The sequence below is a fragment of the Pseudomonas sp. NFPP07 genome (assembly GCF_900115645.1).
Lineage (GTDB): Bacteria > Pseudomonadota > Gammaproteobacteria > Pseudomonadales > Pseudomonadaceae > Aquipseudomonas > Aquipseudomonas chlororaphis.
Genome location: NZ_FOXG01000005.1, coordinates 404,493 through 425,735, shown reverse-complemented (window position 1 = coordinate 425,735; position 21,243 = coordinate 404,493). Strand labels below are relative to the sequence as shown.

Genomic DNA, 21,243 nt, shown 5'->3' with positions numbered 1-21,243 from the left:
CGCCCATCCCCGCGTTATTGCGCATTCCTCTGGAATACTTGCCTGATCCTCTGAGCTTGCCGGGTATCGGATAGGAAACGCAGGGCCCCTGGGCTAGAGTCCGATCACTAGGAGCCAGCCGCCATGACCCAAGCCCGCGCCGGCCAGGCATCGCCCCTGGCACACACCCTCGACACCTCCTCGCATTTTCTCTCGCTGGACCTTCCGGCCCACTCCGACGTGCTTGCGGCCAGCCCGGCGCACGGGGCAGCGGATTGGCGTATCCGCCCCTTTACCCGCGTTTCTTGAGCAAGGACGCGCCTGGTGGCGCCTCCTGAAGAAAAAACAAAGACACACCAACCGATGATCAGCAGGTGAGCCATGGAACTACGAATCAACCAGAAGACCTATCAGGTCGATGCCGACGCCGACACGCCGTTGCTGTGGGTGATCCGCGATGACCTGGGCCTGACCGGCACCAAGTATGGCTGCGGCCTGGCCCAGTGCGGCGCTTGTTCGGTGCTGGTGGACGGCAATGTGGTGCGCGCCTGCGTCACCCCGGTGGCGGGTGTGGTCGGCCGCGAGGTCACCACCATCGAGGCGATCGAGGCGGACGAAGTCGGCAAGCGCGTGGTGGCCGCCTGGGTCGAGCACCAGGTGGCCCAGTGCGGCTACTGTCAGTCCGGGCAGGTCATGGCGGCCACCGCGCTGCTCAAGCACAGTCCCGCGCCCAGCGATGCGCAGATCGAGGCGGCGATGGTCAACCTGTGCCGCTGCGGCACCTACAACGCCATCCATGCCACCGTGCATGACCTGGCCGCCCAGCCTGCCAAGAAGGAAAACGCCTGATGAACAAGCCCATCGATTTCGCTGAAGACCTCCTGGACCTGCCGCTGGACGAACCGGTCAACCTGTCCCGCCGGCGCTTTCTGACCGGCGCCGCCGTGGGCGCGCTGGTGCTCGGTTTCGGCCTGCCGCTGGGTTCGACCAGGGTCCTGGCCGCCACGGCGAACACCGCGGAACGCGGGACCCAGGTGCCGGCGTTCCTGGAGATTCGCCCGGATGGCAGCGTGCGCCTGCTCAGCCCCTTCATGGAAGGCGGACAAGGCACCCACACCGCCATGGCGCAGATCGTCGGTGAAGAGCTGGACGCCGACCCCGCCACCTTCGTGGTCGAGGCCGCGCCGCCTGGCGAAGCCTACGTGGTCATGGAGAACGGCATGCGCATCACCGGCGGCAGCATGTCGGTACGCATGAGCTACCCGACCATGCGTCGCCTGGGCGCCCTGGCCCGGGCCATGCTGCTGCAGGCCGGCGCCGAGCAACTGGGCGTACCGCTGGCGGAGCTGTCCACCGAGCCTGGCCGGGTGCTGCATGCCGCTTCCGGCCGCTCCCTGGGTTACGGTGAATTGGCCGGTCGCGCCCTGGACATGCCGGTGCCCGACCCGGCCAGCATCACCCTGCGCGACCCGAGCCAGTTCCGCTGGATCGGCAAGCCGGTGCGGCGCGTCGATGCCTACGAGAAATCCACCGGCAAGGCGCTGTACAGCATCGACCTGAAGGTCGACGGCATGCTCCACGCCGCCGTGCAGCACGCGCCGCGCCTGGGCATGACGGTGGGCAGCCTGCGCAACGAGGCCCAGGTCAAGGCCATGAAAGGCGTGCACTCCGTTCACCAGCTGCCCGGCGCGGTGGCCGTGGTCGCCGAACGCTGGTGGCACGCCAAGCGCGCGGTGGAAGCCATTCAGGTCGACTGGCAGGAAGCGTCCGCCGACTCGAAGGTACGGCCAATGCCCGCTGATTTTTCCAGCGATGGCTTCCGCAATTTTCTCGCCGGCCAGCAAGGCCCGGCCCGCGACGACGAAAACGAAGGCGACGTGGCCACCGCCCTGGCCAACGCCAAGACCCGGGTCGAGGCCACCTACCACAACCAGTACCTCAACCACGCCCAGCTGGAGCCGCCTTCGGCCCTGGCGCGCTTCAATCCCGACGGTTCGCTGGAGGTCTGGCTGCCCAACCAGGCGCCGGACATGTTCCGCGCCGACATCGCCAGGCGCACCGGTCTCGATCCCTCGCGGATCACCCTGCACTCGCCGCTGCTGGGCGGCTTTTTCGGCCGGCATTTCCTCTATGACTCGGCCAGTCCCTACCCGCAGGCCATCGCCCTGGCCAAGGCCGTCGGCCGCCCGGTCAAGCTGATCTGGAGCCGCGAGGAAGAGTTCCTGCGTGACGTGCTGCGTCCGGTCGCCGTGGTCAAGTTCCAGGCCGCGCTGGATGCCGAAGGGCTGCCGGTGGCCATCGAAGCGGTGAGCGCCACCGAAGGCCCCACCGAGGCCATCGCCGGCAAACAGGGCGAGAAACTCGACCCCACCGCCCTCGAAGGTCTGTCGGGCAAGTCCTACGCCATTGCCAACAAGCGCATCGCACAGATCTACGTCAAGGGGCCGGCCATGCTCGGCTACTGGCGCTCGGTGGGCAATTCGCTCAACGACTTCTTCTACGAAGCCTTCCTCGACGAACTGGCGGACAAAGGCGGTCGCGACCCGTACGAGCTACGCCAGCACCTGCTGCGCGACAACCCGCGCCTGACCACTCTGCTGCAGGCGGTGGGCGAACTGTCCGGCGGCTGGAAGCGCGGCCCGTTCACCGCCGAGGACGGCACTCGCCGCGCCCGCGGCGTGGCCATGGCCTCGCCGTTCGGCTCGCACACGGCGGCGATCGCCGAGGTGTCGATCGAAAATGGCCAGGTCAAGGTCCACGACATCTGGCAGGCCATCGACCCGGGCAGCATCGTCAACCCGGCGATCGTCGAGGCCCAGGTCAATGGCGCCGTGGCCCTGGGGTTGTCCCAGACATTGGTGGAAGAAGCGGTGTACGTGGACGGCAAGCCCCGGGCGCGCAACTACGACCTGTACCCGATCCTGCCGCCTTCACGCATGGCGCGGGTGCATGTACGGATTGTCGAGAGTGGCGAAAAGATGGGCGGCGTCGGCGAGCCCCCGCTGCCCGCGGTGGCGCCGGCGGTGGCCAACGCGGTGGCGCGGCTGACCGGCCAGCGCATCCGTAGCCTGCCATTGAGCCGATACACCTTCAGCTGACCGACAAGGACTGCCCATGAATAACAGCCGATTCGCAAGAACCGCAGGCTGGCTGGCCTTGCCGTGCCTGGTCGCGGCAGGCCTGCTGGCCTGGTATGTCACCCGCGAGCCCGCCTCGCCCTTCGAGCAGGAACAGGCCGCGGCGACCCGCTTCGACCCCGCCTTGGTGAGCCGCGGCGAGTACGTCGCCCGGGTCAGCGATTGCGTGGCCTGCCACAGCCTGCCGGGCAAGGCGCCCTTTGCCGGCGGCCTGGAAATGGCCACGCCGCTGGGCGCCATCCACGCCACCAACGTCACCCCCGACCGGGACACCGGCATCGGTGCCTACAGCCTGGCCGACTTCGACCGCGCCGTGCGCCATGGCGTCGCCCCGGGCGGGCGGCGGCTCTACCCGGCCATGCCCTACCCGTCCTACGTCAAGCTCAGCGACGATGACATGCGCGCGCTGTACGCGTTCTTCATGAAAGGCGTGCAACCGGTCAGCCAGCCCAACGTCCCCAGCGCTATCCCCTGGCCGCTGAACATGCGCTGGCCCATCGCGCTGTGGAACGGCCTGTTCGCCCCGAGCACGCCCTACGCGGCCAAACCGGCGCAGGATGCGTTATGGAACCGCGGCGCCTACATCGTCCAGGGGCCGGGTCACTGCGGCAGCTGCCACACCCCGCGCGGCCTGGCGTTCAACGAGCAGGCCCTGGATGAGTCCGGCGCGCCGTTCCTCGCCGGCGCCCTGCTCGACGGCTGGTATGCGCCGAGCCTGCGCCAGGACTCCAACACCGGCCTGGGCCGCTGGAGCGAGCCGCAGATCGTGCAGTTCCTCAAGACCGGGCGTAACCAGCACGCGGTGGTCTACGGCTCGATGACCGAGGCGTTCAACAACTCCACCCAGTTCATGGCCGACGAGGACCTGGCCGCGATCGCCCGCTACCTCAAGTCGCTGCCCGGCGATCCGCAGCGCGACGGCGCGCCCTGGCAGTACCAGGCCGTGTCCGCCGCCACCCGCCTGGACAGCCCCGGAGCCCATACCTACGTGACCCGATGCGCCTCCTGCCATGGCCTGGACGGCCAGGGCCAGGCCGAATGGATGCCGCCTTTGGCGGGCGCCACTTCGGCACTGGCCAAGGAAAACGCGTCGGCGATCAACATCACCCTCAACGGCTCGCAGCGTGTGGTCACCGCCGGCGTGCCGGATGCCTACCGCATGCCGGCCTTTCGCGAGCAATTGTCGGACCGGGAAATCGCCGAGGTCCTGAGCTTCGTGCGCGGCACCTGGGGCAACCAGGGTGGCGCGGTCGATGCGCAAGCGGTCGGTAAGCTGCGCGGGCATACCGACCCGGCCAGCAGCAGCCCGATCATCCTGCACATGCGCTGAAAGAAGGAGTGAGCTGCTGGCGATCCCCCTGGCCAGGAGCGGATCGGCCAGCAGCCCCTCCCCTGAACAACCGAGGTCCCCATGGAAAGCATCGATCTACTGGTCCTGAGCACCGCCCATGACTGGCTCCAGGCCGGCCATCGCGTGTTGCTCGCCACCGTGGCCCGCACCTGGGGCTCCTCGCCCCGTCCCGTGGGCTCGATGATGGCCCTGCGCGGCGATGGTCGGGTGGTCGGCAGCGTGTCGGGAGGTTGCATCGAGGACGACCTGATCCACCGCTACACCAACGCCTACGATGGCAGCGGCCTGCCCGACGGGCCGCCGCAAGTGGTGCGCTACGGCATCAGCGCCGACGAAGCGCACCGCTTTGGCCTGCCCTGTGGCGGCACCCTGGAACTGATCCTCGAATTCACCCCATCGAGGGATGCCCTCGAACAGCTGCTGGCCCAACTCAACGCCGGCAAGCTGGTGCGCCGCAGCCTGGACCTGGGCAGCGGCCAAGTGTCCCTGGCAATCAGCGCTACCCCGGAGCAGTTCATCTTCGATGGCCGGCAGATGCTCAACACCCTGGGCCCCGGCTACCGCCTGCTGCTGATCGGGGCCGGCGCGCTGGCCGAATACCTGGCGACCATGGCGCTGTTCAACGGTTTCCGGGTCGCGGTCTGCGACCCCCGCCCCGAATACATCGGCGGCTGGAGCGTGGCGGGCGTGGAACAGTTGGTCGGCATGCCGGACGACATAGTCCGCGAATTCGCCCCGGACCTGCGCACTTGCATCGTCGCCGTCAGCCACGACCCCAAGCTCGACGACCTGGCCCTGCTCGAGGCCCTGCACAGCCCGGCCTTCTACATCGGCGCCATCGGTTCGCGGCGTAACAGCCAACTGCGCCGCGAACGCCTGATCGAACACTTCGGCGAAACCGAAGCCTCGCTCCAGCGCCTGCACGGCCCCATCGGCATCTACATCGGCAGCAAGACCCCCGCCGAGATCGCCGTGAGCGTCATGGCCGAGATCCTCGCCGCCAAGAACGCTGTCGCCCTGCCCCGCACCCTTGACGTTTCGAACGCCAAGCAGGCCCGCGAGCAAGAGGCGCCCGTGGCCTGATCGAGACCATCGCTCTCGAAATCCCAGGCGGACAGCGGCCCCCACGCCGCCTGGGGTCCAGGTGTTCTGCCGGGGGTATCCAGGTGGTCATTTCCCGGCCCCGGAGGCTGGCTTGACCAGCATCAGGCTGCAGGGGGCATGGTGCAGCAGGTTCTCGGCGGTACTGCCGACGAAAACCTCGACCCCGTGGCGGCAGGCCGTGCCCAGCACGACCATGTCGAACACGTTCCTGCGAGCGAAATGGCCGATCACCTGATGGGGAATGCCGGCCAACAGATGTCGGTGTTTCTGCTCGACCCCATAACGTTCGGCGAGCAGATCGAAGGCCTCTTGCTGGGCATCGTTGACCGCATCGCGCAAGCTGCCGTCCAGACTCGAGGTCGGCACACTCATCACCGCGTCGCCCACCACCGACCAGTTGCTGACATTGAGCAGGTGCAAGGTCGCGCTGCAGGACATTGCCAGCGTCGAGGCCAGGTCGAGAATCCGGGCATTGAGCCCTTGGGTCAGGGCCTCCAGGTGCGACAGGTCGATGGCGGCGAGGATCTTCAGCGGCTTGGGGTTTTCCGCACTGCTGACCAGGTGCAAGAAAGCGGGACAATCCCGCAACAGCAGCCAGTCCAGAGGCCGATGGAAGACCCGGTCGAGTGCCGGCACCCGTTGCACATCCTTGATCACCAGGTCCGGGTGGAAGTCGTTCACGTACTCAAGCACGTGGGCCGGGCTCAACCTGGCCCAGACCACTTCAGTGGTCACCCGCAAGCCCTCGCAGCGTTGAAAGCGCGCCTGCTGTTCGAGCCAGTGGCGGTGCACCTGCAGGTAACCTTCCCGGGCCTGGCTCATGGCGTCGTGGTCGAACAGGCCGGCCACCGCCAGCGCGTTGACATGATCGAAAGCGACAATGTGCAACATCGCACCGGTTGCGCTGGCCAGCGCCAACGCCCGGTCGAACGCTGGGGTGCGGGTCATCTCGATTGGGGCAATGAGCAATAAACGCTGAATTCTCAACATCGCACACCTCGTCCTAGTAACGCTTCACCTGCCTTACCGCAAGCCCGGCTTCCTGCCAGAGCCTTCGTACCCTTGCCGATGGGGCATCGGCGATGCGCGGCGTCTGATCTCGGCCAGGGCCGCGCCCTTCTGCTCCTGCTCTGCCCGAAGCCTGCTCCGGCGCCCTCCCCTAGACCGCCAGAACGCTGCAAGGCACCTGATACAGAATATGTTCGATCGTGCTACCCACCAGCTTGGCCAGCCCGCGGGACTGGTTCCTGCCCATCACGATCACATCCACCTCCTGCGCGTGGGCAAACTCGCTCAGCACCGAGACGGGTGGGCCCTTGATGAAGTGCCGACAGTCGGCAGGCACGCCAAAGCGCTCGGCCAGTCCGAGGAAGGATTGTTCCAGATCCTCGCGCAGCTTGCGGGTAAGGTCCGCCAGGGTCAGGCCGACGCCGCTCATATTTTCCAGAAAGGCCGCGGAGATATCACAGGCGTAAAGCAGGTGCAGCTCGGCATCGCACTGCAAAGCGAGACTGGAAGCCTCATGGATGATCCGCTTGTTGAGCTCGTTGTCCGCAGGCTTGGTGTCCGACACTTCGACCGCGGCCACGACTTTGCGCGGCAAGAGGCTGCCATTCCCGCCGGTCAGATACACCGGTATCGGGCAATGGCGCAGCAAGTGCCAGTCCAGGGGGGTGAAGAGCGCGCGCCTGAGCCGCGGCTCATGCTCTATCTGCTTGATCAACAGGTCGGGCTGCATTTCCACGACATGGTCGAGGATGCCTTGCTGCATGTCATCGACCCATGCCACCTCCATCGTCACGGCCAGCCCCTGGCCACGCAAGTCTTCTACCTGGGCCTTGAGCCAGTCGCGATGGTCCTGCAAGTAACCTTCCCTGGCCTGTTTGCGGTCGCCCTCTTCGAGCAACCACAGAATATCCAGTGACCTCATCAAGGCCGCGATATGCAGGCTCGCGCCGCTGGCCCGGGCCAGGGCTGCGGCGTGATCTATGGCATGGGAATGGCGTTGAGCCGGGTTGATGATCAGCAACAACCGTTGGTACTGGCTCATGATCGACCTCCAGACAGGTGGGCTTCGATGCCAGGTGCCCGTTGATGAAGGCAGCCGTTGCGCCTTCGCGGGATCGGCATCAGTGTCGACCCAGACTCCTCCCTGCGCGCCCCCAGGGTTCTGATCTATGTCAGATCCCCGCGCAAGACGCCGAAAAACGCCCCTGCGCAGATAAACCTGAGCACCCACCCCTGGCGTATCCTGCCTGTGCCCGATGAGGGAGCAGGTGTTTTTCCCCATTCGTCGCCTGCTTTTCGCCAGCAGCCGAGCGGCACGCCCTGGCAAGGCACAGGAACTATGCTTCACCCACCTGGAAAGGGGTCCATGGCATGCCAGACGCCCGAACGTATCCCAACCCTCATCTCAAGGCTGCATGCGCCAACTGCAGTGTCCTGGAACTGTGCCTGCCGCTTGGCCTGAGCGGGCCGGAGATCGAGCGTCTGGACACTCTGATCGTGCAACGCTTCAAGGTTAAAAAAGGCGCGGCCCTCTACCGTACAGGCGATCCCCTGCGCTCGCTGTATGCGGTCCGCATAGGCTCGTTCAAGACCAGCATGGTTTCAATCGACGGTCGAGAACAGGTCACCGGCTTTCAGATATCGGGCGAGATGCTTGGTCTGGATGCCATCAGTGCCGACGAACACGCCTGCAGTGCGTTCGCCCTTGAGGACAGCGAAGTCTGTCCCATCCACTTTGCTCAACTGGAGAAACTCGCCCAGGACTTGCCATCCTTGCAACACAGCCTGAACAAACTCCTGAGCCGAGAGATCGTGCGCGATCACAGCATGTTGATGCTGATGGGCAACATGAACTCCGACGAACGCCTGGCGGCCTTCCTGCTGAACCTGTCGCAACGCCTGAGCCTGCGTGGCTACTCGTCCAGGGACTTCATCCTGAAGATGCGCCGCGAGGAGATCGGCTCCTACCTGGGGCTGAGGCTGGAAACCATTTGCCGGGGCATCGCGCACCTGCGGGACCAGGGGCTGGTGGAAATTTCCGGGCGGGAAGTCAAGGTCCTGAACCTGGAGGGGCTCAAGCAATTGGTCGCAGGTTGCCAGCGCTCGGCTCTGCGCTGACCCTGCACGCCCGGAGAATCGTCATGCGCGCCATGGTCCTGCATATTCCCGGCGAGCCGCTGCGACAGGAACAACGCCCGGTCCCGACACCCGGCCCCCAGCAACTGCTGATCAAGGTCCTGGCCTGCGGCGTCTGCCGCACCGACCTGCACCTGGTCGATGGCGAGTTGCCCCAGGCGCTGCTGCCACGGGTGCCGGGCCATGAAATCGTTGGCCAGGTGACCGCGGTGGGTGCCGACGTCGCGCCCGGCTGGATCGGCCAGCGAGTGGGCGTTCCGTGGCTCGGCTGGACATGCGGCGAATGCGCGTTCTGCCGCACGGGCCGGGAAAACCTGTGCGACCAGGCGCAATTTACCGGCTGTCACCTGGACGGCGGCTACGCCGACTACACCCTCGCCGATGCCCGTTTCTGCCTGCCGATTCCCGAAGCGCTCTCGGCCACCCAGGCCGCGCCGTTGCTATGTGCCGGGCTGATCGGTTTTCGGGCGCTGCGGATGGCCGGGAACCCGCGCCACCTGGGCCTCTACGGTTTCGGAGCGGCGGCGCACCTGGCGATTCAGGTGGCGTTGGGCCGGGGGCAGCAGGTGTATGCCTTCACCCGACCCGATGACCGCGCGGGCCAGGACTATGCCCGGTCACTGGGGGCCCGTTGGGCCGGTCCCTCGGATCAAGCACCGCCGCACCTGCTCGATGCCAGCCTGATCTTCGCCCCCGTCGGCCCGCTGGTGCCGGCGGCGCTGGCCGTCACGGTCAAGGGCGGCTGCGTGATTTGCGCCGGCATCCACATGAGCGACATCCCGGCATTCCCTTATCGACTGCTCTGGGGCGAACGCAGCGTGCGCTCGGTAGCCAACCTGACCCGTGAAGACGGCAGCGCGTTTTTCGCAGAACTGCAGCACACCCCCGTCCACTGCGACGTCACCTGCTTCGCCCTGGACGATGCCAATCAGGCACTGGAGCGCCTGCGGGCCGGTCAGTTCAACGGGGCGATCGTGCTCACCCCCTGACGCCCGAACCGTTCACCTGACCGCCAGAATACTGCCCGGCACCGAGTACAACGCCCGCTCGGTAGTGCTGCCGATCAAGCGGTCGATCCCCACCCGATGCACAGTCCCCATCACCACCACATCGGCCAGGTACTGCTCGACGAAATCGCCGATCGCAGGCACCGGCGGGCCCGACACGAAGTGCCGGCGTTCCGGCGCAATGGCGTAGCGCTCCGCCAGGCTGACAAACGCCAGGTGCAAGGACTCACGCAACTCCTCGACGACGTCCATGCCCCAGCCGCCGCTGACCAGCGGTGCATCGCCATTGAAGGCCGGCGACAGGTCATAGGCGTACAGCAGGTGCAGTGGCGCATCGCATTGCAGGGCCAGGGCGTTGGCCGTCTGGATGATGGTGTCGTTCAGGCCGCTGATCTGGGTTGGCGGATCGAATGGATCCACCGCCGCCACGACCCGGTGCGGCAACCCGTAACGGGCCTGATTGACCAGATGCACGGGAATCGGGCACTCACGCAGCAGATGGCAATCCAGGGGCGTGATGAACACCCGCTTGAGCAGCGGTTCCAGGCTGACGTCCTTGATCAGCAGGTCCGGACCGAGCTCCTCGACCGTCTTCAGGATGTCCAGCAGCGGATGGGTGGTGAACAGCACGTCGACCGTCGCCTCCAGCCCCAGGTCGCCGAGCCGCTGGGTCTCTTCGGCCACCCATCGGCGATGGCGACGCAGATAACGCTGATAGCCCGCCTCGTCGACTCTCTCTTCCCACAGATGCACCACCGGCGCCGGCTCGGCAAAGCCGCGTACATGCAGCACAGCCCCGCTGGCCTTGGCCAGCGCGACAGCCCGTAGCGAGGCTGGCGACTGATGCAGCGTTGGATCGGCGATCAGCAGCAAACGTTGGTAATGCCCCATCACACACCTCGCTCAGGCACCGGTCGAACAGGCCGGCATAGGCCAAGAGTGCGCCTTGTCCGCCGGCAAGCGCCTTGATGTACATCAGATCCCACTCGATGAGCGACGTCTGTCGCCGGTGTCTGATCCAGATCAGATCCGCCTGTCAGCAGCAGGGTAAAACGAAGTGAACCGCGTGCGCCCTGCCGCGCGGCCCCTTTCGGCCGTATGGAGAATCCCATCATGCTCACTGTCAAAAACCACAACGAACGGGCCGCCGCCGTCTACGCCGCGGTCCCCGGAGAACACTGGATCGAAACGCTGAAGGACGGCCACCATGTGCTGATCCGGCCACTGGCGGAAAAGGACCGCGAGCGGGAGTACGCCTTTATCAGGCGCCTGTCTCCCGAATCCAGGCACATGCGGTTCCTCGCCCAGATCAGCGACCCCAGTGGCGCCTTGCTCGATCAGTTGATGCACACCGACGGCAAGCAGCATATGGCGTACGTCGCGCTCGCTCACGAAAACGGCCAACTGATCGAGATCGGTATCAGCCGCTACGCCGCCACGGGCGAGCACGAATGCGAATGCGCGGTAACCGTCGCCGACGAATGGACGCACCTGGGCCTGGGAACCTTGTTGATGGAGCATCTGATCAAGGCTGCCCGCAAGAACGGCTTTCGCCAGATGTATTCGGTCGACGCCGCCAGCAATGCGCCCATGCGCGACCTGGCCAAGGCCCTGGGTTTCGAACGGAGTCACGATCCCGACGACAGCCGCCAGGTCATCCATCGCCTCCACCTGTAAAACCAGCGCCCCGTGGCGTACCGGCCAGCGGGCCGCCACGGGCGATTCAACAATCCTCACTCAAAGCGTCTTGTCCGGTTTTATCGCCAGTACGCTGCACGGTGCCCGGTGCAAAAGCTGCTCGGCGGTGCTGCCCAAGAGTTTTTTCAGTCCCTTGTGCTGCACGGTTCCCATGACAATGACGTCAGTCCGGTGGGCAGTCGCAAAATCACAGATACACGACAGCGGCGTACCCTCGATGAAATGGCGACGCTCTGGAGGCACGCCATGGCGTTCGGCCAGCGCCGCGAATGCCTCGAATTGCGCCTCGCCCAACACTTCGTAGATCCCGACGCTCAGCGGCAGCACGCCAACCCCCATGTCCTGGGCATACACCGCGGCCCAGTCATACACATGCACCAGCTCGAGTGCCGCGGCACATTGCCCGGCGAGCTTTACCGCGGCGTCGATAATCTGGTCGTTGAACACCCTGTCCTGCTCATCGCTGCGCAGCACATCGACAATGGCCAGTACGTTGCGTGGCCGTGGGTTGAGGGCATTGGTCACCAGGTGCACCGGTACCGGACAGTCCCGTAGCAACTGCCAATCCAGCGGGGTGAAGAACACGCGCTTCAAGGCGGGCTCTTCTTCGGCATCCTTGACGATCAGGGCCAGGGGCATTTCATTGACGAAGTGCAGGATTTCTTCGAACGGATGCTGCACCCAGAGCACTTCGCGGGTGACCTCGATCCCCTGTTCGCTCATCGAGCGAGCCTGCTCGTCAAGCCATTGCCGATGGTTTTGCAGATACCCGTCCCGGGCCTGGGCGATCTGCTCGGGCGCGAACAGGCCGGCCACCGCCAGCGCCTGCAGATAATCGAAGGCCACGATATGCAGGGGTAACTGCATCGCCCGGGCCAACGCCGCGGCGCGGTCGAATGCCGGTGTGCGGGTCATGGCGGGAGGGGCAATTAGCAGTAAACGCGGGGGCTGCGACATAAGGCACCTCGGCACGCGGCCATCTCAGAACACGGAATGGAATTGCAGATTGAGCGTTCCAGGGCCGGGTGACTTGATCTTTGTCAGCTACCCGAAGCGACGGGCTTCAGTACAGCCAGATGCCGGCCCACATCGCCAGCGGCAGCACGACCAGTGCGGCGATCAGCAGTACCAGCCCGTCGCGCATTTCCGCTTCGCTCAATTGACTGCGGGCGAAGTGATGCAACTTTTGTCGATACGTCAGCAGCCCCGCCATCACCACGCCAATGGCAATCGCCAATTCCGGCGCCGCGCCTTCCAGGCCAAGGGTCGCGCTCATAGAGCCTCCCTGTGGACGAACCTTGCCGCCCTGGCCACGAGGGTTACTTCAGCAGGCCAGGGCAAGCCCCCTTCCTGGTAGCCGGAGCGGATCGGTCGCCGGCTGTCCGAGGGGGGGCCTCCGTCTGGCCAGGGCTGGTCGGCCAGGGATGCGGCGCATCGATGCGCGCCCGGAGTTGACCGACGAAAGCCGTCGCGGCTTCCAGGCTGCTGAAGCCCACTGTCAGGGCATCCATGTGCACGAGCCAGCCATGGCCTGTCGGTTTCGCTGTGATATCGATGATCATCGATCACCTCCGCTCAAGCACCCGCGTCGCCCGGCCGGGCATCACGGGGTAATCGCCACCTTCATGACCCCGTCCCGCTGGTGAGCGAACAACTCATAGGCGGCTTCGATATCGTCGAGTTTGAAACGGTGGGTCACCAGCGGCGACAGATCGACCCCGCCGCTTTGCACCACCGCCATCAAGCGGCGCATGCGTTCTTTGCCGCCGGGGCACAGGGTGCTGACGATGCTGTAGTCGCCCAGCCCGGCGGCGAAGGCGTCGAGGGGAATGTGCAGGTCGCTGGAATAAACGCCGAGGCTGGACAACCGCCCGCCTGGCCGCAGCACGCGCAAGGCGGACTCAAAGGTGCCCTGGGTGCCCAGCGCTTCGATGGCCACGTCGACGCCACGGCCATCGGTCAACGCCATGATCTGCTCGACCACATTACCGTCCTTGAAGTTGACCACATGGGTGGCACCCAGGCGTTTGGCGACCGTCATGCGCTCCGCCACGGCATCCACGCCGATGATCTGGCTGGCACCCTTGAGCCGCGCACCGGCTATCGCGCAGAGGCCGATCGGCCCCAGGGCGAATACCGCGACGGTATCGCCGATACTGACCTCGCCCCGTTCGGCCCCGGAGAACCCGGTGGACATGATATCGAGGCACATCAGCACCTGTTCGTCGCTGAGGCCGTCGGGGATCGGGCACAGATTGGCCAGGGCATCCGGCACCAGCACGTACTCGGCCTGGCAGCCATCGATGCTGTTGCCGAACTTCCAGCCGCCGATGGCGCGAAAGCCATGGCGGGTGTCCGGGCCGTCCTGGGAAGCGCAACCGCACAAGCAGGCATAACTTTGCCCGCTGGGCGTGATGGCCCCGGCAATCACCCGCTGCCCCTCGACAAAACCGCGCACCTGCGAGCCCAGCCGCTCGATGATTCCCACCGGTTCATGACCGATGGTCAGGCCCTTGGCCACCGGGTACTCGCCCCGCAGGATGTGCACATCGGTGCCGCAGATCGTCGTCGTGGTAATACGCACCAGGGCATCCAGTGGCCCCACTTCGGGGATCGGCTTCTCATCGAGCACGATCCGGTTCTTTTCAACGAAAATTGCCGCTTTCATGGTGGCCATGACGATCCTCCAACCTTGAGCCCGCGCTTGAGTCCAGCAAGACTTTCAGGCTGCGCCGAGAGCAAGGGCCCGAGCTTGATCATGATCAATAATTCATCAATGGGCCCCTCGCGACTGACCACACGTCAGCTGGCCCGCTCCACTGCCGGACGGGTTGATACAGATCAAGCGCGCACCGCCGACCAGAGGCAGGATCCGAGCAAGGTTTCACGGCGAAGACGCGTCGTTGCCGTTACCTGTTACCCACGGGAGATTTGTCATGTCCGAGCAATCACGTTTCATGCTGGTCGCCTCGCCGCTGATGGAGAACAGCCCCGCCTTCGATCGGGCCGCCGCCCTGGCCAGGGCCGAAGACGCAGCCCTGCACATCGTCGCCTTCGACTACCTGGAAGGCCTGGCCACGGCCAGCCTGGTCAACGAACAGGCCCTGGAGCAGATGCGCCTGGGTTATGTCGAACGCCATCGCCAGTGGCTCGAAGAACAGGCCCGCCCGCTGCGCAAACTGGGTGTCACCGTCACCACTGAAGTGATATGGGTCGAAAGCCCGCTGCAGGAAATCCTGACGCATCTCAAAGAACAGCCCATGGCCCTGCTGATCAAGGCCCTGGAGCATCAATCGCGGCTGTCGAGGGTGTTCTTCACGCCCCTGGATATCCACTTGCTGCGCGAGTGCCCGGTGCCCCTGCATTTTGTCAGCCACCTACAGCATGCATTGCCGCGCAAGATCGTCGCGGCGGTCGACCCGTTCCACCGCGATGATCAGTACCAGGACTTCAACGACCGGATACTGCATGAGGCGAGCAAACTGGCCAGCGCCTGCAACGCCGAGCTCGACGTGGTCTATGCCCATGACCTGTCCTCCATCGGCGCGGACGAATTCAACTTCGACCAGAGTTCGACGTTTTTCTCGACAAGCAAGGCCAAGACCCTGTTCGACGCGCAGGCCGCGGCCTTCAACGAACTGGCCGAACGCAACGGCATTGCGCCGGAACGCCAGCACATGATCATGGGCAGCCCGGCCAAGGTCCTTGCCAGTTACGTCGCAGCCTATGACATCGACGTGATTGTCATGGGTAGGGTTGGCCATCGCGGCGGCTTGGGGCGCCTGATCGGCAGCACGGCAGAGCAGTTGCTGTACCAGCTGCCTTGCAGCGCATGGGTGGTTTCACCCCAGGTGCCGATGGCTGAATAAAGCCCCTTTTCAGGATGCTTGCCCGCGCGCCAGGCCGGCCACCTCGCGGCTTTGCCGGTCAGTCAGCGCGGCGCGCCAGTTGCGTGAGGTAGGCGCAGAACATGTCTGCCATCGCGTCGGCGTAGGTCTTGATCTCTGTGGCGGTGCGCGGGCTTTCTGAAAAGTCCTTGCCCACGCTGCTGAGCGTGGCGGTGATCAAGTCGCTGGCCAGGGCGCGGGTTGCCTGCGGCGCCTCGGGCAGCGCCTCCTCCATGAAAACCTGGAAGATCCGCTCTCCTTGCGCCTTCACGGCCTGTGCTTCGGGGGCGTCGCGGTACAGCGGCGCGGCGTCGTTGAGCGCCACACGCATCCTGGCTTCCTCGCACTCGGACTGGATAAACACCCGGACCAGCACCCGCAGCCGCTCCAGCGGGGCTTTGCCACCCTCTTCGAGGATGCTGCGCAGCATCTCTGTGGTCTGTTGCCACTCATCGCTTTGCAGGCGGAACAGGATCGCCGCCTTGTTCGGGAAATACTGATACAGCGAACCGATGCTGACGCCGGCCTTCTCGGCCACCCGCACAGTGGTGAAGCGCTGCGCGCCTTCCTTGGCCAAAACCTGAGTAGCGGCTTCCAGGATCGCCGCGACCAGCTCCGTCGAGCGTGCCTGTTTAGGCGCTTTGCGCGAGGAAACCTGCTGGGTCCGGCGGTTGCTCATGAGGGCCCGACAGGGCCGCAGCCAATGCGAATAGCGGAGGGGGTCACTTGCTCATATCCTCTGAATGCGACGAATTGATCGCATTTTAGCCACGCGCCGCAAGGCGTCAACTTCGGACGGGATGCCCCCATGACCAGCACATTGACCACTTCCCCACTCGCGCCCCTGCTCGATCGCCTGTTCGAGCAGGCCGACACGGCGACCAGCCCGGCCGTCGCCGACATCTCCCGCGAGGAACGCGAGCGCCTGATGCACAGCAAGACCGAATACCTGGATTTCTATGGCCGCCTGAAAGACCTCTGGCTGCCCGTTTCCCGCGAGACCGGCGGGCTGCTGTACATGCTGGCGCGCAGCACCCGGGCCCGGCACATCGTCGAGTTCGGCACCTCGTTCGGCATCTCGACCCTGCACCTGGCGGCGGCCATCCGCGACAACGGCGGCGGCCGCCTGATCGGCAGCGAGTTCGAGGCGTCCAAGGTGGAACGGGCGCGTCAGCACCTGCTCGAAGGCGGCCTGGCCGACCTGGTGGAAATCCGCGAGGGCGACGCGCTGAAGACCCTGGCGGTCGACCTTCCCGAATCCATCGACCTGCTGCTGCTCGACGGCGCCAAGGCGCTGTATGCCGATATCCTGGCCCTGGTCGAAAGCCGCCTGCGGCCGGGCGCGCTGATCGTCGCCGACAACACGGACTACTGCCCGGACTACCTGGCCCGGGTCCGTTCGCCCGCCAGCGGCTACCTGTCCGTGCCCTTCGGTGGCGACGTGGAACTGTCGATGCGCTTCGCCTGAGTCGCCCCTGGAAGGCGAGTCCCCGGTCAAGATCGGGACCTGATCACCCGCGACTTTGCCACTGAGTCGCGCCACTGCCGCTCAGCGATCCTCGCGCCCTTCCCCCTCCAGCGGATGCTGCGCGAGGTAGCTGTCGACGGCATCGCCGATGGTCGGGAAGAACGCCGCTTCGCCAAACCGCGCGAACAGCCCGAACCGCTTCAGCTTGTCCTTGACCGGGTCTTTCATCTGGGCCACGCACAGCTTGATGCCAGCCTGGTGCAGGGTGTCGTCCAGTTCCGCCAGCATGTCGGCGGACGTCACGTCGACGCTGGTCACCGGTTCCGCCGCCACCACCAGCCAGCGCACCGGCGTTGGCGAGGCCGCCACGGCGTCCAGCACCCGGTCATGGAACAGCTCGGCGTTGGCGAAGAACAACGGGGCGTCCCAGCGAAACAGCACCACGCCGGGGATCAGGCGCGCGTCGGGATAGCGCGTGATGTCGTGATAACCCTTGACCCCTTCCGCCCGCCCCAGGACTGCCGAGTAAGGGCGCCAGCCATCCCACAGGAACTCGATGACGGCAATCACGATGGCCAGGCCGATGCCCTCGATCGCGCCCAGCACGGCCACGCCGACGGTGCAGACGATGGACAGCCAGAACTCCCATTGCTGGATGCGATAAATCCGCCGCAGGTCGCTGACTTCGATCAGGCCGATGGCCGATGCGATCACCACCGCGGCCAGGGCGCTGGTGGGCAGATCTTCCAGCAGGTTTGGGGCCAGCACTAGCAGCAAGGCCACGGCCAGGGCGCCTATGACTCCGCTCACCTGGGTCCTGGCGCCAGCGGCCTCTGCCACGGGGGTGCGCGAGGAGCTGCTGCTGATGGCAAAACCCTGGAAAAATCCGGCGGCCAGGTTGGCGATGCCAAGCCCGACCATCTCCTGGTTCGGGTCGACGTAGGTGCGGGTCCGCGCCGCATAAACACGGGACAGCACGCTGGTATCGGCGAACGAAACCAGGGCCACCGCGCAGCCGCCGATCAGCACCGGGCCGATATCGGCGCGAGTGATCCAGGGGATGGCGAACTCCGGCAGGCCTTGTGGCAGCGAGCCCAGGACCGACACACCGGCTGTTGCCGCAAGGTCCAGCACCGCGACAGCAACCGTCGCTGCGGTGACGGCGATCAGAATGCCCGGCACCCGCTTGTGTTTTCTGAACAGCAGGATCACCGCCAGGGTCGCCGCGCCGACCATGAAGGCGGTCCAGTTGGTCTTGCCCTCCAGCACCGCTGTGGCGATGGCCCACAGGTTGCTCAGCGGCCCGTTGGCCTCGACCGAGAAACCGAAAAACTTCGGCAGCTGGCTGATCAAGACCGTCAGCGCGATACCGTTCATGTAGCCGTAGCGGATCGGCTTGGAAAGCAGCTCGGTAACAAACCCCAGGCGCGCGATGCCGGCCAGGATGCACACCGCCCCGGCCACGATCGCCATCATCCCCGCCAGGGCGACCGCGCGCTGCGGGTCACCGCCGGACAGTGGCAGGACCACGGCGAGGATCACCGCGGCCAGCGAGGAATCCGGCCCCAGTACCAGGATCCGGCTGGGGCCGAACAGCGCATAGGCGAGCAACGGCACGATGGTCGCGTAGAGGCCATAGATGCCGGGCAGTCCCGACGCCACCGCGTAGGCGATGCCGACAGGCACCAGCACCGTGGTCAGCACCAGCCCGGCCACGAAGTCGTGACGCAACCAGGCCACGCGGTATTCGCGCAGCATGCGCAGCCCCGGCAGCCAGCGGCTCCAGCGATGCTGTTCGTCGCCGGCGTCCCGGCGGGCAATCCGGCCAGGTTCCGGGACGGGCGGAGAAGACCCCGAATGCTTCATCGGACGCTGGTCCTTGGCGGGTAGATGGGCTGATGCCTGGCGCTCAGAACTGCTGCGGAACCCGTCGCAGCGGATGGTCCGATTCCCGATAGCCGCCCGGTTTCTGGCGCTTGGGCAACACCACTTTCTCCCGTGGTACTTCCTTGTAGGGAATGCGGCTGAGCAGGTCGCTGATGATATTGAGACGCGCGCGACGCTTGTCGTTGGAGTCGGCCACCAGCCAGGGCCCATGTTCGGTGTCGGTGGCCTTGAACATCGCGTCGCGGGCACGGGAATAGTCATACCAGCGGCTGTATGACTTGACGTCCATCGGCGTCAGCTTCCAGATTTTGCGCCCGTCCTTGATCCGCGCTTCGAGGCGGCGGGTCTGTTCTTCCGGGCTGACTTCCAGCCAGTACTTGAGCAGGATCACGCCCGAATCGACGATCGCCCGCTCCACCAGCGGCACCGCCTTGAGGAAGGCGACCGCCTGCTCTTCGCTGCAGAACCCCATCACCCGCTCGACGCCCGCGCGGTTGTACCAGCTGCGGTCGAAGATCACCACTTCGCCCGCCGCCGGCAGGTGCGGCAGGTAGCGCTGCAGGTACATCTGGCTTTTTTCGCGGTCGGTCGGTGCCGGCAGCGCCACGACCCGGAACACCCGCGGGCTCAGGCGTTCGGTCAGGGCCTTGATGGTCCCGCCCTTGCCGGCGCCGTCGCGTCCCTCGAAGACGATGCAGATCTTGATGCCTTTTTCGCGCACCCACTCCTGCAGCTTGACCAGCTCCACATGCAAGCGGCGCAACTGGTCCTCGTAGTCTTTTTTGTTCAGTTTCGCAGGTTCAGCGGGAGCGCCCTTGGCGGCGCCCTTTTTGTTTTTTGCCATGACCGGAACCTCATGCTCGCTTCCATCGATCGCGTGAGTCTAGTCGAGGATCCGGCCTCCACAGGACGGCCCGGGCCGGCCGGGAACGCGGCGAGGACAAACGCCCGCGCCCGCCCCCCGTGGCTCAAAACACCGCGATATGCGCATCCGTGCGCGGTTCGGTGCCGCCGCACAGCACGCCGGTTTGCGGGTCGCGCAGAATGATCTGCCCGCGCCCGTAGCTGGTCAGGTCGCAGGCCACCTGGACCTCGTGCCCGCGACGCGCCAGGGCGGCGGTCATATCCCGCGAGGCGTTCTGTTCGATCCCCACTTGCAGCCCGCCCAGCCATTGCCAGCGCGGCGCATCCAGGGCCGCCTGTGGGTTGAGGCCGAAATCCACCAGGTTCATGACCATCTGCACATGCCCCTGGGGCTGCATGTAGCCGCCCATCACGCCAAACGGCCCCATGGGCACACCGCCCTTGCTGAGGAACCCCGGGATGATGGTGTGGAAGGTCTTCTTGCCGGGCGCCAGGCAGTTGGCATGGGCGGGGTCGAGGCTGAATTCTTCGCCACGGTTCTGCAGGGCGATGCCGCTGTCGGGCAGCACCACGCCCGAGCCAAAGCCGTGGTAGTTGCTCTGGATGAACGACACCATGTTGCCCTCGGCATCGGCGCTGGCCAGGTAGACCGTGCCGCTGGCGTGCGGGTCGCCCGGCTGCGGGGCCTGCGCCTGTTCGCCGATCTGCGCCCGGCGCTGGGCCGCATAACGGTCGCTGAGCAGGTCCTCCACCGCGACCCGCATATGCGCGGGGTCGGTGATGTAGTGCAGGCCGTCGCTGTAGGCCAGCTTCATCGCCTCGAGCTGGCGGTGCCAGGTCTGCTGGCTGTCGCGATGATCGAAGTCGAAGCCTTCGAGAATCTTCAGGGTCATCAATACCACCAGCCCCTGGCCGCTCGGCGGAATCTCCCAGACGTCCACGCCGCGATAGTTGACCTTGATCGGCTCGACCCACTGGGCGCGGTAATCCTTGAGGTCGCTGGCACGCAGATAACCGCCGGTGGCCCGCGAATGCTGGTCCAGGCGTTGCGCCAGGGCCCCTCGATAGAAGCTCTCGCAGCCGGTGGCGGCCAGTTCCGCCAGGGTCCGGGCTTGCGCCGGATTGCGAAACATTTCCCCGGCCCGCGGTGCTCGGCCGTCGATCAGGTAGGTGTCGAACCAACTGTCGAGCACGGTGTTGCGGCTCGGGGTGAAGTTCTCCAGCGCGCTTTGCCATTGCAGGGCAACCACCGGCGACACCGGGAAACCGTCGCGCGCCAGGCTGATGGCGGGTTGCAACAGGTCGGCGAATGGCAGGCGGCCGAAACGCCTGGAAAGCTCGGCCCAGGCCGAGGGGCAACCGGGAACCGTCACGGGCGTCCAGCCGTGCAAGGGCATCTGTTCATGGCCAGCGGCTTTCACCGCCTCGATGCTCAGGGCCTGGGGCGCCACGCCGTTGGCGTTGAGGCCGTGCAGTTTGTCCTGGGTCCAGACCAGGGCAAAGGCGTCGCCACCGATGCCGCATCCCGTGGGCTCGACCACGGTCAAGGCCGCCGCCGTGGCGATCGCGGCATCGATGGCGTTGCCACCGCGACGCATGATTTCAATGCCGGCCTCGGCGGCCAAGGGCTGGGACGCGGCGACCATGCCGCGCTTGGCGAACACGCTTTGCCGCTGGGAGGCGTAGGGATACTCGTGGGCAGAAAATTCGAACATGG

At 65.7% G+C, this 21,243-nt stretch carries 20 protein-coding genes; 10 read left to right on the top strand and 10 right to left on the bottom strand.

What is annotated here, in order from left to right; genetic code table 11:
* The first annotated feature begins 123 nt into the window (after positions 1-123).
* From BM019_RS30805 to BM019_RS15440, 5 genes are all read left to right on the top strand, one after another.
* Positions 124-288: a hypothetical protein gene (locus BM019_RS30805; RefSeq protein WP_007925629.1), complete on the top strand. Its 165-nt coding sequence runs from the start codon at positions 124-126 to the stop codon at positions 286-288.
* Positions 289-360: 72 nt separating this feature from the next.
* Positions 361-828 carry a (2Fe-2S)-binding protein gene (locus BM019_RS15455; protein WP_092418796.1) on the top strand — a complete coding sequence of 156 codons (468 nt, stop codon included), beginning with the start codon at positions 361-363 and terminating at the stop codon, positions 826-828.
* The gene (locus BM019_RS15450; RefSeq protein WP_092418795.1) at positions 828-3,077 is read left to right on the top strand and encodes a xanthine dehydrogenase family protein molybdopterin-binding subunit; all 2,250 of its coding nucleotides are present in this window, start codon (positions 828-830) and stop codon (positions 3,075-3,077) included. Before BM019_RS15455 ends, BM019_RS15450 begins: the two co-directional genes overlap by 1 nt.
* Before the next feature lie 16 nt (positions 3,078-3,093).
* Positions 3,094-4,446, top strand: coding sequence for a c-type cytochrome (locus tag BM019_RS15445; RefSeq protein ID WP_092418794.1), 1,353 nt, complete (start codon positions 3,094-3,096; stop codon positions 4,444-4,446).
* 81 nt (positions 4,447-4,527) lie between these two features.
* Positions 4,528-5,550, top strand: a complete 1,023-nt coding sequence (locus BM019_RS15440; protein ID WP_092418793.1) for an XdhC family protein — start codon at positions 4,528-4,530, stop codon at positions 5,548-5,550.
* An 87-nt stretch (positions 5,551-5,637) separates the two neighbouring features.
* Here BM019_RS15440 and BM019_RS15435 read toward each other — a convergent pair whose 3' ends face one another.
* Together BM019_RS15435 and BM019_RS15430 are read right to left on the bottom strand one after the other, a co-directional pair.
* Positions 5,638-6,561 carry a universal stress protein gene (locus tag BM019_RS15435; RefSeq protein WP_092418792.1) on the bottom strand — a complete coding sequence of 308 codons (924 nt, stop codon included), beginning with the start codon at positions 6,559-6,561 and terminating at the stop codon, positions 5,638-5,640.
* 169 nt (positions 6,562-6,730) lie between these two features.
* Positions 6,731-7,621 carry a universal stress protein gene (locus tag BM019_RS15430; RefSeq protein WP_092418791.1) on the bottom strand — a complete coding sequence of 297 codons (891 nt, stop codon included), beginning with the start codon at positions 7,619-7,621 and terminating at the stop codon, positions 6,731-6,733.
* Between the two features lie 329 nt (positions 7,622-7,950).
* Here BM019_RS15430 and fnr point away from each other — a divergent pair, with 329 nt between their 5' ends.
* On the top strand, positions 7,951-8,697 hold the full coding sequence (gene fnr, locus BM019_RS15425) for a fumarate/nitrate reduction transcriptional regulator Fnr (protein WP_085530861.1): 747 nt from the start codon (positions 7,951-7,953) through the stop codon (positions 8,695-8,697).
* A 23-nt stretch (positions 8,698-8,720) separates the two neighbouring features.
* Positions 8,721-9,704: a zinc-dependent alcohol dehydrogenase family protein gene (locus BM019_RS15420; protein ID WP_085530862.1), complete on the top strand. Its 984-nt coding sequence runs from the start codon at positions 8,721-8,723 to the stop codon at positions 9,702-9,704.
* Positions 9,705-9,716: 12 nt separating this feature from the next.
* Here the strand turns inward: BM019_RS15420 and BM019_RS15415 are convergent, their stop codons facing one another.
* Positions 9,717-10,613 (bottom strand): universal stress protein, encoded by an 897-nt coding sequence (locus BM019_RS15415; protein WP_085530863.1) that lies wholly within the window; start codon positions 10,611-10,613, stop codon positions 9,717-9,719.
* Positions 10,614-10,835: 222 nt separating this feature from the next.
* Here BM019_RS15415 and BM019_RS15410 point away from each other — a divergent pair, with 222 nt between their 5' ends.
* Positions 10,836-11,399 carry a GNAT family N-acetyltransferase gene (locus tag BM019_RS15410; RefSeq protein WP_009043857.1) on the top strand — a complete coding sequence of 188 codons (564 nt, stop codon included), beginning with the start codon at positions 10,836-10,838 and terminating at the stop codon, positions 11,397-11,399.
* Between the two features lie 60 nt (positions 11,400-11,459).
* On the opposite strand, the gene BM019_RS15405 is transcribed toward BM019_RS15410, so the two are convergent.
* The 3 genes from BM019_RS15405 to BM019_RS15390 all read right to left on the bottom strand — a co-directional run bounded on the left by BM019_RS15405 (position 11,460) and on the right by BM019_RS15390 (position 14,097).
* Complete coding sequence (locus tag BM019_RS15405; protein ID WP_092418790.1) at positions 11,460-12,377, bottom strand: universal stress protein; 918 nt, start codon at positions 12,375-12,377, stop codon at positions 11,460-11,462.
* Between the two features lie 106 nt (positions 12,378-12,483).
* The gene (locus BM019_RS15400) at positions 12,484-12,696 is read right to left on the bottom strand and encodes a hypothetical protein (protein WP_092418789.1); all 213 of its coding nucleotides are present in this window, start codon (positions 12,694-12,696) and stop codon (positions 12,484-12,486) included.
* 327 nt (positions 12,697-13,023) lie between these two features.
* A complete protein-coding gene (locus tag BM019_RS15390) occupies positions 13,024-14,097 on the bottom strand; it encodes an NAD(P)-dependent alcohol dehydrogenase (protein WP_092418788.1) in 1,074 nt (357 codons plus the stop codon).
* A 259-nt stretch (positions 14,098-14,356) separates the two neighbouring features.
* On the opposite strand from BM019_RS15390, the gene BM019_RS15385 reads away from it, so the two are divergent.
* The gene (locus tag BM019_RS15385; RefSeq protein ID WP_085530866.1) at positions 14,357-15,289 is read left to right on the top strand and encodes a universal stress protein; all 933 of its coding nucleotides are present in this window, start codon (positions 14,357-14,359) and stop codon (positions 15,287-15,289) included.
* 58 nt (positions 15,290-15,347) lie between these two features.
* Here BM019_RS15385 and BM019_RS15380 read toward each other — a convergent pair whose 3' ends face one another.
* Positions 15,348-15,986 carry a TetR/AcrR family transcriptional regulator gene (locus BM019_RS15380; RefSeq protein WP_092418787.1) on the bottom strand — a complete coding sequence of 213 codons (639 nt, stop codon included), beginning with the start codon at positions 15,984-15,986 and terminating at the stop codon, positions 15,348-15,350.
* 129 nt (positions 15,987-16,115) lie between these two features.
* Between BM019_RS15380 and BM019_RS15375 the strand changes: the two genes are divergently transcribed.
* Positions 16,116-16,775, top strand: a complete 660-nt coding sequence (locus tag BM019_RS15375; RefSeq protein WP_092418786.1) for an O-methyltransferase — start codon at positions 16,116-16,118, stop codon at positions 16,773-16,775.
* An 81-nt stretch (positions 16,776-16,856) separates the two neighbouring features.
* Here BM019_RS15375 and BM019_RS15370 read toward each other — a convergent pair whose 3' ends face one another.
* From BM019_RS15370 to BM019_RS15360, 3 genes are all read right to left on the bottom strand, one after another.
* Positions 16,857-18,641 (bottom strand): SulP family inorganic anion transporter, encoded by a 1,785-nt coding sequence (locus tag BM019_RS15370; protein WP_092418785.1) that lies wholly within the window; start codon positions 18,639-18,641, stop codon positions 16,857-16,859.
* Between the two features lie 43 nt (positions 18,642-18,684).
* Entirely contained in the window at positions 18,685-19,506 is an 822-nt protein-coding gene (ppk2, locus tag BM019_RS15365) for a polyphosphate kinase 2 (protein ID WP_092418784.1), read from the bottom strand.
* 124 nt (positions 19,507-19,630) lie between these two features.
* On the bottom strand, positions 19,631-21,241 hold the full coding sequence (locus BM019_RS15360) for a gamma-glutamyltransferase family protein (protein ID WP_092418783.1): 1,611 nt from the start codon (positions 21,239-21,241) through the stop codon (positions 19,631-19,633).
* Between the last annotated feature and the right edge of the window lie 2 nt (positions 21,242-21,243).